Annotated in this window: 15 protein-coding genes; 12 read left to right on the plus strand and 3 right to left on the minus strand. The window is 63.1% G+C overall.

Going from position 1 to position 13,653, the window contains the following annotated elements:
• Window positions 1–47 precede the first annotated feature (47 nt).
• The 6 genes from E5678_RS17610 to E5678_RS17635 all read left to right on the plus strand — a co-directional run bounded on the left by E5678_RS17610 (window position 48) and on the right by E5678_RS17635 (window position 5,442).
• Window positions 48–470, plus strand: a complete 423-nt coding sequence (locus tag E5678_RS17610) for a ribonuclease P protein component (protein WP_136179735.1) — start codon at window positions 48–50, stop codon at window positions 468–470.
• Window positions 460–747 (plus strand): membrane protein insertion efficiency factor YidD, encoded by a 288-nt coding sequence (gene yidD / locus E5678_RS17615; RefSeq protein WP_136179736.1) that lies wholly within the window; start codon window positions 460–462, stop codon window positions 745–747. Before E5678_RS17610 ends, yidD begins: the two co-directional genes overlap by 11 nt.
• Window positions 744–2,501: a membrane protein insertase YidC gene (gene yidC / locus E5678_RS17620; RefSeq protein ID WP_136179737.1), complete on the plus strand. Its 1,758-nt coding sequence runs from the start codon at window positions 744–746 to the stop codon at window positions 2,499–2,501. The genes yidD and yidC overlap by 4 nt, the downstream gene beginning before the upstream one ends.
• A 114-nt stretch (window positions 2,502–2,615) precedes the next feature.
• Complete coding sequence (mnmE, locus tag E5678_RS17625; protein ID WP_136179738.1) at window positions 2,616–4,034, plus strand: tRNA uridine-5-carboxymethylaminomethyl(34) synthesis GTPase MnmE; 1,419 nt, start codon at window positions 2,616–2,618, stop codon at window positions 4,032–4,034.
• A gap of 135 nt (window positions 4,035–4,169) precedes the next feature.
• Window positions 4,170–4,661, plus strand: coding sequence for a cyclic nucleotide-binding domain-containing protein (locus E5678_RS17630; protein ID WP_136179739.1), 492 nt, complete (start codon window positions 4,170–4,172; stop codon window positions 4,659–4,661).
• An 85-nt stretch (window positions 4,662–4,746) separates the two neighbouring features.
• Window positions 4,747–5,442, plus strand: coding sequence for a hypothetical protein (locus tag E5678_RS17635; protein WP_136179740.1), 696 nt, complete (start codon window positions 4,747–4,749; stop codon window positions 5,440–5,442).
• A 40-nt stretch (window positions 5,443–5,482) separates the two neighbouring features.
• Here E5678_RS17635 and E5678_RS17640 read toward each other — a convergent pair whose 3' ends face one another.
• Both E5678_RS17640 and E5678_RS17645 read right to left on the minus strand, forming a co-directional pair.
• A complete protein-coding gene (locus E5678_RS17640) occupies window positions 5,483–6,028 on the minus strand; it encodes an adenine phosphoribosyltransferase (protein WP_136179741.1) in 546 nt (181 codons plus the stop codon).
• Between the two features lie 71 nt (window positions 6,029–6,099).
• Window positions 6,100–8,085 (minus strand): cation:proton antiporter, encoded by a 1,986-nt coding sequence (locus tag E5678_RS17645; protein WP_136179742.1) that lies wholly within the window; start codon window positions 8,083–8,085, stop codon window positions 6,100–6,102.
• Between the two features lie 59 nt (window positions 8,086–8,144).
• Here E5678_RS17645 and E5678_RS17650 point away from each other — a divergent pair, with 59 nt between their 5' ends.
• The 6 genes from E5678_RS17650 to E5678_RS17675 all read left to right on the plus strand — a co-directional run bounded on the left by E5678_RS17650 (window position 8,145) and on the right by E5678_RS17675 (window position 12,631).
• Complete coding sequence (locus E5678_RS17650) at window positions 8,145–9,143, plus strand: KpsF/GutQ family sugar-phosphate isomerase (RefSeq protein ID WP_136179743.1); 999 nt, start codon at window positions 8,145–8,147, stop codon at window positions 9,141–9,143.
• Between the two features lie 140 nt (window positions 9,144–9,283).
• Window positions 9,284–9,850 (plus strand): HAD hydrolase family protein, encoded by a 567-nt coding sequence (locus tag E5678_RS17655; RefSeq protein ID WP_136179744.1) that lies wholly within the window; start codon window positions 9,284–9,286, stop codon window positions 9,848–9,850.
• On the plus strand, window positions 9,847–10,506 hold the full coding sequence (lptC, locus tag E5678_RS17660) for an LPS export ABC transporter periplasmic protein LptC (protein WP_136179745.1): 660 nt from the start codon (window positions 9,847–9,849) through the stop codon (window positions 10,504–10,506). The genes E5678_RS17655 and lptC overlap by 4 nt, the downstream gene beginning before the upstream one ends.
• A gap of 13 nt (window positions 10,507–10,519) precedes the next feature.
• Window positions 10,520–11,320 (plus strand): SDR family oxidoreductase, encoded by an 801-nt coding sequence (locus E5678_RS17665; protein WP_136179746.1) that lies wholly within the window; start codon window positions 10,520–10,522, stop codon window positions 11,318–11,320.
• A gap of 43 nt (window positions 11,321–11,363) precedes the next feature.
• Window positions 11,364–12,323, plus strand: a complete 960-nt coding sequence (locus tag E5678_RS17670) for a sodium-dependent bicarbonate transport family permease (RefSeq protein WP_136179747.1) — start codon at window positions 11,364–11,366, stop codon at window positions 12,321–12,323.
• 5 nt (window positions 12,324–12,328) lie between these two features.
• A complete protein-coding gene (locus E5678_RS17675) occupies window positions 12,329–12,631 on the plus strand; it encodes a transcriptional regulator (protein WP_136179748.1) in 303 nt (100 codons plus the stop codon).
• A gap of 291 nt (window positions 12,632–12,922) precedes the next feature.
• On the opposite strand, the gene E5678_RS17680 is transcribed toward E5678_RS17675, so the two are convergent.
• Window positions 12,923–13,369, minus strand: a complete 447-nt coding sequence (locus E5678_RS17680; RefSeq protein ID WP_136179749.1) for an RNA-binding protein — start codon at window positions 13,367–13,369, stop codon at window positions 12,923–12,925.
• Between the last annotated feature and the right edge of the window lie 284 nt (window positions 13,370–13,653).

Raw genomic sequence — 13,653 nt, forward strand, 5'->3', positions numbered from 1 at the left:
GACTCTCGCTTCCTTGACGCCGCCTGTCGGTGACAAGTGAGCCCGTCATGCAACGCATCCGGACCCGGCATCAATTCCAGGCCGCCATGGCGAGTGCCCCCGTGGCCAAAACGCCCCACTTCGCGCTGCACCGTTCCGCGCTGGACGTGGTGCACGGCGAACGCCTGTTGTTCCCCGTGGCCGAAGCTTGGCTGGGCGTTGTCCTGCCCAAGCGCTGGGCGCGCCGCGCTGTGACACGCAATACCATGCGCCGTCAGGTGTATGAGGTTGCCCGTACCTTGCCGGTCGGGTTGCCCGATGCTGCCTGGGTGGTGCGTTTGCGCAGTGAATTCAGCCGCAAGCAGTTTCTGAGCGCCACGTCTGAGCCGCTCAAGCGCGCTGTTCGTGCCGAGCTTCAGACGCTGCTGGGTCGCGTGGTTCCTCGCGAAGCTTTGCCTTCAACGACTGGAGCGCTGGCCCATGTGGACTGACTGGCCGCGCCAGGGCCTGGTGGGCCTGGTCAAGGGATACCGTTTGCTGCTCAGCCCCAGTCTGGGCAGCAATTGCCGTTTTGAGCCCAGCTGTTCGAAGTACGCTCTGGGCGTTCTGGAGCGCCACGGCGCTTTGGCCGGCAGTTATTTGACGCTGCGCCGTCTGGGTCGCTGCCATCCCTGGTGCGACGGCGGCTGTGACCCGGTGCCGGATCAGCCGCCCGCCCTGTTTTCCCGTCTGCTATCCCCTTCCTCAGAAAAGAAGAACGCGTCATGAATGACATCCGTCGGTCCATCTTGTGGGTGGTGTTTGGTTTCTCGATGGTCCTGGTCTGGGACAAGTGGCAGATCCACAACGGGAACAAGCCCACTTTTTTCCCTTCTTCGGCCCTGACGGAAAAGGCGGCTCCGGGCGCTGTGCCTGTCCAAGGTGACAACAGCCTGCCTGCGGCAGCGGCCAGCTCGGCGGGAACGGATCCTGCCATGGCCCCGACCGGTGCCACCGCGCCTTCGGCTCAATCCGTTCGCACGGAAGTGACCACCGACGTCTACAAGCTGACCTTCAACAGCGACGGCGGCTCACTGGTGGGCGCCCAGCTGACCCAGCACGCAGCCGATGGCCACACACGCAAGGAAATCGCCGAGTTTCCCTTTACCCTGTTGCAGCAGAGCGACGCGCACACCTACATCGCGCAATCAGGGCTGATCGGCGGAAATTTCCCCACCCACAAGACCCCCATGACGCTGGTGCCCGGCCCGACGGCTTTGGCCGATGGCCAGAATGAGCTGCAGGTGAAGTACGAGTCCGCCGAAGTGGACGGCGTCAAGCTGGTCAAGACCTACACGCTCAAGCGCGGCAGTTACTCCATCGGCGTGCAACACGCGGTGTTGAACAACGGCGCCCAGGCTGTGAGTCCGCAGCTCTATGTGCAGCTGGTGCGCGACAACCGCCAAAGCGCGAATTCCACGCCTTTCTACTCGACCTTCACCGGTCCTGCGATCTACACCGCCGAGAAGAAATACCAGAAGGTGCAGTTCAAGGACATCGACAAACAAAAGGAACAGGCCAACGATCCCACCGGATTCAAGGCCGACTTTGTCAAGACCGCCAGCGAAGGCTATGTGGCCATGGTGCAGCACTATTTCGCTTCGGCCTGGGTGCTGGGCGAAGGCGTGCCGCGCAACAACTTTGCCCGCAAGATCGACAGCACCTTGTACGCAGCCGGCGCGATCACCGAGTTGGGTGAGATTGCTCCCGGCCAGAGCAAGACGCTGGATTCGAATCTTTTTGTGGGCCCGCAAGAAGAGAAGGTGCTGGAAGTGACCACGCCGGGTCTGGAGCTGGTGAAAGACTACGGCTGGCTCACCATTCTGGCCAAGCCGCTGTACTGGCTGCTCGAAAAGATCCATGGCTTCGTGTCCAACTGGGGCTGGTCCATTGTGTTGTTGGTGGTGACGATCAAGGCCGCCTTCTACTGGCTCAATGCCACGGCTTACAAGAGCATGGCCAAGATGAAGGCCATCAACCCCCGCATCACCGAAATGCGTGAGCGCCTGAAGAGCAATCCGCAGGCGATGCAGCAGGAGATGATGAAGATCTACCGCGAAGAGAAGGTCAATCCCCTGGGCGGCTGCTTGCCCATCATGATCCAGATTCCGGTGTTCATTGCCCTGTACTGGGTGCTGCTGTCGTCGGTAGAGATGCGCAATGCGCCCTGGCTGCTGTGGATCCACGATCTGGCGCAACCCGATCCGTTTTTCATCTTGCCGCTGGTGATGGCCGTGACCACCATGATCCAGACCGCGCTGAACCCGCTGCCACCTGACCCGATGCAGGCCAAGCTGATGTGGATGATGCCGATGATGTTCTCGGTGATGTTCTTCTTCTTCCCGGCCGGTCTGGTGATCTACTGGGTGACGAACAACATTCTGACCATCCTGCAACAGTCTTTCATCAACAAGCGCATGGGTGTGCCGTTGAAGTTCACTTTGCCGTTCGAATTGTTCAAATCGAAGCCGAGCACGAAATAATCCACGGCGATTCATTTCGCTGTGTTCTGGAAAGAGCCCGCTCTTTCCACTCTCACGGGCCTGCTGATGCAGGCCCTTGTCATTTCTGAACCGCGTTTGCCGCAAAATCTCGCCATGCTGCCTCACCACCACGATCCCATCGCCGCCATTGCCACCGCATCCGGTCGCGGGGCAGTGGGCATTGTTCGGGTTTCGGGCAAGGGGCTGGCGCCGTTTGTGCAAGCGTTGCTCGGCCGGGCTTTGAAACCGCGTGAAGCCACCTATTTGCCATTTCTGGACGAGCAGGGCCAAGCCATCGACCACGGTCTGGCCTTGTGGTTTCCGGGCCCCCACTCCTACACCGGTGAAGACGTGCTGGAGCTGCAAGGCCACGGTGGTCCTGTGGTGTTGCAACTGTTGCTGGCGCGCTGTTTGTCTTTGGCCCAGACCCTGCAGGCTGCCGGTGGATCGCTGTTGCCGGGCTTGCGACCCGCGCGGGCGGGTGAATTCACCGAGCGGGCGTTCCTGAACGACAAGATGGATCTGGCCCAGGCCGAGGCCGTGGCCGACCTGATCGATGCCAGCACCGAAGCCGCGGCTCGCAGTGCCAGCCGTTCGCTGGCCGGGGTGTTTTCCGACCGCATTCATGTGCTGCGTGATGCGCTGGTCAATCTGCGCATGCTGGTCGAAGCCACGCTGGATTTTCCCGAAGAGGAAATCGATTTCCTGAAAAAAGCCGACGCGGCAGGTCAGCTCACCCGGTTGCAGTCCGCCTTGGTGGCTGTGCGTGCCCAGGCGCGTCAGGGGGCCTTGTTGCGTGACGGTCTGAAAGTGGTCATCGCCGGGCAGCCCAACGCAGGAAAAAGCTCGTTGCTCAACGCCTTGGCCGGTGCCGAGCTTGCGATCGTGACCGCGATTGCCGGCACGACCCGTGACGTGGTGCAGCAAACCATCCAGATCGAGGGTGTGCCACTGCATGTGATTGACACCGCAGGCTTGCGTGAGAGTCCCGATGTGGACGAGGTGGAGAGGATCGGTATCGAGCGGGCCTGGGGCCAGATTGCCCAGGCCGATGCGGTGTTGTTCCTGCACGATCTCACACGGGTGGACCAACCGGCCTACCAGGCGGCTGACGCGGCCATTGCGGCAGCTTTGCCTGAGGGCATGCCCTTGGTGCAAATCTGGAACAAGCAGGACCAGAGCGACGCGGCCACGGCTGCGCGCTGTGTCGAAGGTCTGCCCGATGCCCTGCTGCTGTCGGCGAAGCGCGGAGATGGCATCGAGGCCTTGCGCCAGCGCCTGCTCAAGCTGGCGGGCTGGCAGCCGTCCGGCGAGGGCCTGTTCATGGCCCGGGAGCGCCACCTGCAGGCATTGGCCCGGGTGGGGGAACACCTGGACGCAGCCGCTGGCTGGCTGGAGGCGGATGCCGAACACCTCGACTTGCTGGCCGAGGAGTTGCGTTTGGCCCAGCAGGCATTGGGAGCCATTACCGGTGAGTTCAGTGCCGATGACTTGCTGGGTGAGATTTTTTCGCGGTTCTGCATTGGCAAGTAACGGCCAACCAGCATGCATGCATTGTTGTTTCATGGCTGCAAGCGCCGTCGCAGGGCTTGAGTCAACCGCTTTAACTGTAAGTCCGGGTAACACCGACTTGTGCGCGAAGCACCTGCGCGGTTAACGTGCGGTGGTATGAACGCCTCCCGAAACGTCGCTGACCCTCAGGGCATTCAGGCGCTGGCCATGGCCATCAAAGGCTGCCAGGCGCTGGATGCCTTGCCATTGAACCTCAGCGAGGCTCAATGGGCCCTCTTGGCTGACTATTTGCAGCCCATGGCTGTTCGCACGGGCGATGTGGTGATCGAACAGGGGGTGAAGGACCGGGCGTTGTACCTGGTGGAGAGCGGCAGCCTGACCGTGCACTATGAAGATGCCAACGACCGCATTCGCATTGCGCTGGTGGGCGCCGGGTCGATTCTGGGCGAAGGGGCCTTTTTCAGCCAGTTGCCGCGCAGTGCCACGGTGCAGGCTGGCTGCGACAGCCGCCTTTGGTGTCTGACGCCTTTGCGGTTTCGGGAGCTGTCGTTGCGCGCGCCCGAGATTGCGCTGGAGCTGACCGTGGCCATGGCCGCCGTGCTGGCGCGGCGTTTCTACAACCGGCCCAAACGCATTGCTGTGACCTGATCACGCGATGACCTGCCAAAGTCCCTTGTAAATTCGAACCATTTGTTGCGTATGAAACGCCCTTGACCCCGGCATACTGTCGAGCATGTCCTTACTGCGCTGGCTACAGGCCAAAAAAATCGAGCCAGGTACTTCGGGTGGCACCCGTGCCCGCATGCGCAAAGCGTTTCGCGAGACCACTCTTCCGCTGATTTCACCCCGGCGAGGCCGCCGCATTCTGAGGCGTGAGCAGCTGTATTCGGTTGTGCGCGAGTCGTTGATCCGCGCGGGTGTGTTGTCTACCAGCTACGAATTCAAGGTGCTGGCACTCGATGCCAACGGCGATGCCTTTCTGGTGCTGATGGATCTGGCATTGCCGGCCGAAGCCATTCCAGATGAATACCTGCTCGAGATCGAGCGCTGGGTCCAGACCAGCGCGCGTTCGCGCCACAGCATGCAGGTTGAGGCCGTGTACTGGCGCCGCAAGGCCACACACGACCAGCGAGGCATGGCTTTGAAGGCGGCTGTGGAGGCTCAGACCCGGCGCGAGGCGCAGGCAGAGCGGCCAGAAGAGAGGGCAACAGCCCTGCCGCCTGTAGAGCACATGCCCAGCCACGAGCGCACCCAGCCGGTTGCTCGCGACGAAGTGGAGGCTTTTCGCAAGGCCTTGGCGTCGCCGGCCATGCCGAAACCACCATCCGATGCGCCGGCGCCTGGTCGCGTGTCTGGCGGGGAGTTTCCGCAAGAACTGGACAGCGACTTCGCGGCCCTGAGCGCCACCCAATACGGCAAGATGGAATAGCGCTCGACGGCGAACCCCTCAGCGCCTTTGCCGGGCGGGCTCAGTGGCTGGAGAAATCCAAGATGGTGAACAGGGGCAGGCCCGAAGCCTTGATTCGCTGCGACCCTCCGAGCTCCGGCAGATCCACAATGGCGGCCCCCTCGATCACCTCGGCCCCCAGCTTTTCCAGCAAGCGGGCGCCCGCCATCATGGTGCCGCCCGTGGCGATGAGGTCGTCGATGAGCAAGACACGATCCCCTGGCTTGACCGCATCGGTGTGCAGTTCCACAGTGGCGCTGCCGTATTCGAGTTCGTAGGTTTCTTGCACCGTGGTGAACGGCAGCTTGCCCTTTTTGCGGATGGGCACAAAACCCAACCCCAGTTCGTAGGCCACGACTGAGCCGATGATGAAACCACGTGCGTCCAGCCCGGCCACCACGGTGGGGCGCAATTCTGGCGCCATGTAGCGGTGCACAAACACATCAATCAAGACGCGGAACACGCGTGGGTCTTGCAGCAACGGGGTGATATCGCGGAATTGCACACCGGGCGCGGGCCAGTCGGACACGGTGCGAATGTGGGCTTTGAGGTAGGCGGCGTTGTCCATGGCGTGGGTTGAATCGGGTTAAGCGGTGAGGGGGCGGTGGGTGCGCGCGGCGGGTGTTGGCGGCATCGGCCTCATCCCGACAGCAGCTTGTCTTCGGCCAGTGCCAGGGCTGGCGCTTTGGCGCTGAGCACCAGGGTGTCGCCGCCATTGACCAGCGTCTCATCGTCAAAAACCTTGTTTTTGCCGTTGGCGGTGCGCAGGTTGACCACGCGAACACCCATGGGCTCCAGGTTGAAACTGCCCAGGGTTTTGCCTGCGCTCCGACCCCCCATGGGCAAGGTCACGGTGTGCATGCGTTCGTGTTCGGCCTCTTCTACGCTGTCGTCGTCCGCCCCGTGGAAATAACCGCGCAGCAGGTTGTAGCGCGCGTCGCGCTGGTCTTGTACGACCCGGATCACCCGCCGCATGGGCACCCCCACCAGGGCGAGTGCATGGCTGGCCAGCATGAGGCTGGCCTCGATCGCTTCGGGCACCACCTCGGTGGCGCCGGCATTGCGCAGGCGTTCCAGATCCACATCGTCCACGGTGCGCACCACCACAGGCACCTGCGCCGCCTGGTCTCGGCAATGGTGCAAAACCTTGAAGGCACTGGCGGTATCGAGGTAGGTGATGACCACCGCGCTGGATCGGTGCAGCCCGGCGGCCATGAGGGCTTGCAGGCGCGCTGCGTCGCCGAAAACCACCGAATGGCCGGCGGCAGCGGCCTGACGCACACGATCGGGATCCAGATCCAGCGCCATATAGGGGATGTTCTCGGCCTCGAGCAGGCGGGCCAGGTTTTGCCCGCAGCGGCCGTAGCCGCAAATGATCACGTGTTTGTCGGCGTTGATCGACTTGCGCGCGATGTTGGTCATCTGCACCGACTGCATCAGCCAGTCGCTGCCGACGACGCGGGTCACGATGCTGTTGGTGTACATGATCATGAACGGTGTGGCGAGCATGGAGATCACCATGGAGGCCAGGATCGGGTTGAACAGCGCTGGGGGCACCAGGTTGTTTTGCCCCGCCAGCGTGAGCAACACCAGACCGAATTCACCCGCCTGCGCGAGGTACAGGCCGACCCGCAGGGAAACGCCCATGGGCGCGCCAAAGCCCCGGGCCAAGCCCGTGATCAAGGCCAGCTTGAATGTCAGCGAGAGAGACAGCAGCAGCAGCACCAGGGGCCAGCGTTCGATCACCAGGCGCCAATCGAGCATCATGCCGATGGTGATGAAAAACAGCCCCAGCAAGACATCGTGGAACGGGCGGATGTCGGTCTCCACCTGGTGCTTGAATTCGGTCTCGGAAATCAGCATGCCGGCCACGAAGGCCCCCAGGGCGAGCGACAGGCCCGCATGCTCCGTCAACCAGGCCAGGCCCAGGGTGATGAGCAAAATGTTGAGCATGAAGAGCTCTTCGCTCTTTTGCCGTGCCACCAGGGTGAGCCACCAGCGCATCACCTTTTGACCGCCGGTCAGCAAAACGCCCAACAGCACCACCGCCTTGACCAGCGCAAACCCCAGCGAGACCAGCAGCTCTTCGGGCTTGGCTCCCAGGGCCGGGATCAACACCAGCAGAGGCACCACGGCCAGATCTTGAAACAGCAAGATGCCCACCACGCGTTTGCCGTGGTCGGACTCCAGCTCCAGGCGCTCGGCCACCATCTTGATCACGATGGCGGTGCTGCTCATGGCCATGACACCCCCCAGGGCCACGGCAATCTGCCAGGACACGCTCCACCATTCGGGCAAGACCATGCCCAGGACAATCGAGGCACCGGTGGTGATCAGCACGGTCAGCACCACCTGCGCCAGACCCAGCCCGAACACATGGCGTTTCATGGCGCGCAGCTTGGGCAGGCTGAACTCCAGCCCGATCACAAACATCAGGAACACCACGCCAAACTCGGCCAGGTAGCGCACACCGCTGGAGTTCTGGGCGAGGGCCAGGGCATTGGGCCCGATCACCACACCGACCACCAGATAACCCAACATGGGCGGTAACTTGAACTGGCGGCACGCCACCACCCCCAGCACGGCGGCAAGCAGGTAAAGCAGCGTGATGTCCAAGGAGTTCATGCCCTGCATGTTAATGGCACAGGGCTGCGCCGCTGCGCGCAAGCGACGATAATTCCAAGATGAGTCTGTCACCCGTTTTCGATCCAGCGCGCGCGCTGACCCTGGCCCGGGAAACCCTGGATATCGAGGCCGAAGCTGTCACGGCCATGGCCCAACGGCTGGATGAGCGCTTTGGGCTCGCCGTAGAGCGGGTCTTGCAAAGCCAGGGGCGTGTGGTCGTGATGGGCATGGGGAAAAGCGGTCACGTGGGGCGCAAGATCGCCGCCACCCTGGCCTCCACAGGCACCCCCGCGATGTTTGTGCATCCGGCCGAGGCCAGCCATGGGGATTTGGGCATGATCACTGCCGGCGATGTGGTGCTGGCCATCAGCAACAGCGGCGAGAGCGAAGAACTCACCATGCTGTTGCCGCTGATCAAGCGCATGGGCGTACCGCTGCTCGCCCTCACCGGGCGCGCCGATTCCACCCTGGGGCGCCATGCCGATGTGGTGCTAGACGCGGCGGTGGCCAAGGAGGCCTGCCCGCACAACCTGGCACCCACGGCCAGCACCACGGCGCAACTGGCTTTGGGCGATGCCCTGGCGATGGCCTTGCTCGACGCGCGGGGGTTTCGGGCCGATGACTTTGCGCGCTCCCACCCCGGTGGCGCTCTCGGCCGCAAACTGCTGACCCTGGTCAGCGATGTCATGCGCAGTGGGGCCGAGGTGCCCTGCGTGGCGCCCGAGGCGGAGTTGATGGCGCTCATGCGAGAAATCAGCGCCAAAGGCCTGGGCATGACGGCCGTCACCACCGGCGATGGCCGTGTCGCGGGCATCTTCACCGATGGTGACTTGCGGCGCCTGATCGAAAAATCGGGCGATGGCGTGGATCTGCGTGCTTTGAAGGCTTCGGACGTTTTGCACCCTGCTCCGCGAACCATTCGTGCCCATGCCCTGGCCGTCGAGGCCGCGGAATTGATGGAATCCAGCCGGATCACCAGTTTGCTGGTGGTCGATGGGGCGGGTTTGCTGGTCGGTGCACTCAACAGCAACGATTTGATGCGGGCGAAGGTGATTTGAACCGGCTGACCTCCCTGTGGCGCGCTGAGCGTGTCACTCCCCGGGGCGCGGCGCTGGCGATCGGGCAAAGCCCCCTCCTCCGCGCCCTTGAACCGGTGATTCCATTCGTTACTTTTGTACACCCCGGTTAGCATTGCGCCATGTTGTCTGATCTGCCACCGCTGCGTCCCACGCTGAATTTCGCGCCCGAGCTGTTGCTGCGTGCCCAGCCCGTGCGCGTGGTGTTTTTTGACGTTGACGGCGTGCTGACCGACGGGGGGCTGTATTTCAGCGAGTCGGGCGAATCCCTCAAGCGGTTTCACACCCTTGACGGGCACGGAATGAAGCTGCTGCAGCGGGCGGGCATCACCCCGGCGGTGATCAGTGGACGGGACTCGGCGCCGCTGCGCACACGCCTGGCGGCTTTGGGCGTGACCCACATGCGCCTGGGCACAGAAGACAAGCGGCCTGCCGCCGAAGCCTTGCTGGCCGAGCTCGGCCTGGACTGGTCGGCGGCGGCGGCCATGGGCGATGACTGGCCCGATTTGCCCATGTTGCGCCGGGCCGCCTTTGCTTGTGTGCCACCCGAGGCCCATGCCGAAGCCCTGTCGGTGGCGCACCACATCACGCGACGCTCGGGCGGTGCCGGTGCCGTGCGCGAACTCTGCGATCTGTTGTTGATTGCCCGGGGTGTTTATGCACGTGAGTTGCAACAGGCGGCTCAGTGAACGACGCCATTGACCCTGTCTTGATGGCGCCTCAGCGCGCGCAGCGCTCGCGCTGGAGCCGCGTCTGGGATCAGCTTTCGATTTACCTGCCGGTGGCGCTGATGGCGATGCTGGCGCTGGCTTCCTATCTGTTGTTGCGCGCCACGCCTTTGCCCTTGGAACCCGAGCCAGAGCGGGTGCTGTCGCACGAGCCCGACTATTTCATGAAGCGCTTTTCGGTCAAGGTGTTTTCGCCCACGGGCACATTGCACTCCGAGCTTTATGGAGCGGCCGCACAGCACCACCCCGACACCGACATCTTGGTGGTGGAGTCCGCACGAATCCGGTCTTACAGCATCAACGGCACCCTCTCCACGGCGACCGCCAACCAGATCACCACCAACGGTGAGGGCACAGAATTTGTGCTTGAAGGTGATGCGGTCGTGGTCCGCCAGGCAGGCGTCACCCCAACGGGGCAGCGCCTGTCGCGGCTGGAATTCTATGGGGACTACCTCAAGGTCAACACGGCGCCTGAACGCATCGTGTCCGACAAGCCGGTGTTGTTGATGCGCGACCGAAACAAGATGACTGGCGACACCCTGGATTACCATGGCGAGACCCGTGTCATAGAACTGGATGGCCGCGTGCAGGCCAAGCTGGTTTCCCGCCTGCCATGACACCCGTTTGCCCATGAACTCAGCCGCCTCCTGCCCCCTGCCGTTGGTCTTCATCACCGGGGCTTCCAGCGGCATTGGCCAAGCCTTGGCCTTGCGTTACGCGCAGGCCGGGTACCGCTTGGCGCTGGTGGCCAGGCGCACCGCCGAGCTGCAGGCCTGGGTGCAGGCTCAAGGGTGGGACGACGAGCGTTGTGCCGTGTACCACGCTGATGTGGCCGAGATACACAGCATCGTCGCTGCCGGGCAAGCCTGCACCGCTCAGCAAGGGTTGCCCGATGTGGTGATCGCCAACGCGGGCATCAGCGTGGGCATGGACACAGCCGAACGAGACGATCTGGATGTATTGGCCAGGACCCTGGCCACCAACAACACCGGCCTGGCCGCTACCTTTCACCCGTTTGTCGCGGCCATGACGGCCCGCGGCAGTGGCACGCTGGTGGGGATCGCCAGCGTGGCCGGGATTCGCGGGCTGCCTGGACATGGCGCTTATTGCGCCAGCAAGGCAGCGGTTGTGGCCTATTGCGAGAGCCTGCGCGGCGAGCTGAGCCACAGCGGGGTGAAGGTGGTCACCTTGTTGCCGGGGTATGTGGACACCCCGCTGACCCGCGAAAACCGGTATTCCATGCCCTTTTTGCTGAGCGCGTCGGCCTTTGCAGATCGGGCCTTTGCGGCCATTTTGGCGCAGACCAGCTACCGCGTGATCCCCTGGCAGATGGGTGTGGTCGCCAAGTTGCTGCGCCTGTTACCCAATGCGTTGTTTGACCGCGTGCTCGCTGGGCGGGCGCGCAAGCACCGGAGCGGGCAAGGCCGCTGAGCCCGCACGGTTGGGGCCAGGGTAGGGCACAATCGCGCTCGCCATGATTGATGTTGTTGTCCTCTTTTTCCTCTTGGGTGTGTTCGCACGCCTGGTCAAGAGCGACCTGCGTCTGCCAGAGCCCCTGTACGAAACGCTCTCCATCTACCTCTTGCTGGCCATCGGTCTGAAGGGTGGCATTGAGCTCAGCAAGCAGCCGATACTCGAGCTGCTGCCCCAGATGCTGGCCTGCATGGCGCTGGGTTTTGCGATTCCCTTGGTGCTCACGCCGGTGTTGCGCCTGATGGGCCTGTCGCGGGTGGACGCCGCGTCCATGGCCGCGCACTACGGTTCGGTGAGTGTGGTGACTTTTGCCGTTGCCAGCGCTTATCTGGCGGCCCAAGGCGTGCCCGCAGAATCGCACGCCGCCTTGTGGGTGGCGCTCATGGAGGCGCCGGGCATTGTGGCGGGCATCTTGCTGGCCCGCCTGGGCGCACCAGCGCCTTCCGGGGGGAAAGCGCCTCGCGTCAACTGGCCGGAGCTGGCGCACGACGTGTTCCTGGGCAAATCGGTGTTGTTGCTCGCCGGCGGTCTGCTCATCGGGGCTGCCATGGGCGAAGCCGGGACTGCGCCCATTGCCCCCGTTTTCCTTGTGCCTTTCAAAGGTTTGCTGGCGCTGTTTCTGCTGGAGCTTGGCCTGGTGGCCGGTGGGCGTCTGGGTGAGTTGCGCCGCTACGGTGTTCGCATCGTGGGCTTTGCGCTGGTGGCACCCCCCATCTTGGCGATGGCCGGCGCCTTGACTGGCTGGGCTTTGGGGCTTTCGCTGGGCGGCGTGACCATTCTGGCCACGCTGGCCGCCAGTGCCAGCTACATCGCAGCGCCCACCGCCATGCGCATGGCAGTTCCGGAGGCCAATGCCGCGCTGTCGATCACAGCGGCGCTGGGTGTGACCTTCCCATTCAATATTGTGCTGGGTGTGCCGCTGTACCTTGAAATGGCCCGCTGGCTTGTCCCCGGAGGCTGAACGCCATGGAAAAACACGCCCGTACCCTGCTCGTTCTGATCACCGAATCAGCCTTGGAGAAGCACCTGATCACCGACAGCCAGCGCCTGGGCGCTCAAGGCTACACCGTACACGATGTTCGAGGCGGCAGCCGCCTGAGCACGCGCGAAGCCCTGTGGGAAGCTGATCGCAGCATTGAATTGAAGTTGATTTGCACACCGGAAGTGGCCGACGCGATTGCGACCCATGTGATGGCGACTTACACCCCGCACTACAGCCTCACGCTGTATTTTGCCGACGTTGACGTCTTGCGCCCCGAAAAGTTCTGAGGGGTGGCCGGGGGAGGCTCCAGCTGCGTACCGCGCCTAGCGCATGGTCTTTTGGAGGCCGAACCCATGTGGGTCACGGGTTTTGGACGATTCACTTCGTTGTGAATTCAGGTCAAACGTCCATGAGCCCTGGATTTCGCGCCTCGCGCCCCATCCCGCAAAGTCCACGCCGCGCACGGCGCGGTTGTGCAGGCAGAGCTTCCCTGGCGTGAAGCGGGCAAGAAAAAACCCCCTGAGCACTGAGCCGAGGGGGCTTTGCAGGATCGGGCTCAAGGCCCGATCAGGCTGGGATCAGTAGCCGCCGCGGCCACCACCACCACCGCCGCCGAAGCCGCCGCCACCGCCGCCGCCGTCACGACGGCCGCCGCCGCCGTAGGGGCTGCGGAAACCGCCGCCTTCGCCACCACCACCGCCGCCGCCGCCGCCAAAGCCGCCACCACCGCCACCACCACGTGGGCCGCCGAAGCCGCCGGTACGTGGAGGACGTGCTTCCATTGGACGGGCTTCGTTCACCACGAGGCTACGGCCGCCCAGGGACTGGCCGTTCATGCCTTCGATGGCTGCCTGAGCTTCTGCGTCGTTGCCCATTTCCACAAAGCCGAAGCCTTTGGAGCGGCCGGTGTCGCGTTCCATCATGACTTTGGCGCTGCTAACAGAACCAAATTCGCTGAAAGACTGTTGCAGGTCTTCGTCGCGCACGGTGTAGGGCAGGTTGCCCACGTACAGTTTGTTGCCCATGATTGGGACTCCTAAAATACAAGAGAAAATTAGCGATGGAGCCCCGTTAGCAAACAAACCTGTAGCACGCGAAACATACCGATCACTCGTCAAGCGAGATTTTCAGACTCTCGCCGCGAGATTATGCTCCCAAAGCCGCATGGGCAGTGACTTTTTTGTGGAGATGCCCTGTTGTTGTTTACCCGGATGTGCATTTACAACACCCCATTTCTCGCTCTTTTTCAGGCCTATTGAGAGGGATTCAGCCTGGTTCTGGGGCGCCGGACGGCGGTCAGGTCGGACGT

Origin of the sequence: Hydrogenophaga sp. PAMC20947 (assembly GCF_004795855.1) — a bacterium.
In the GTDB taxonomy this organism is placed as follows: Bacteria; Pseudomonadota; Gammaproteobacteria; order Burkholderiales; family Burkholderiaceae_C; genus Hydrogenophaga.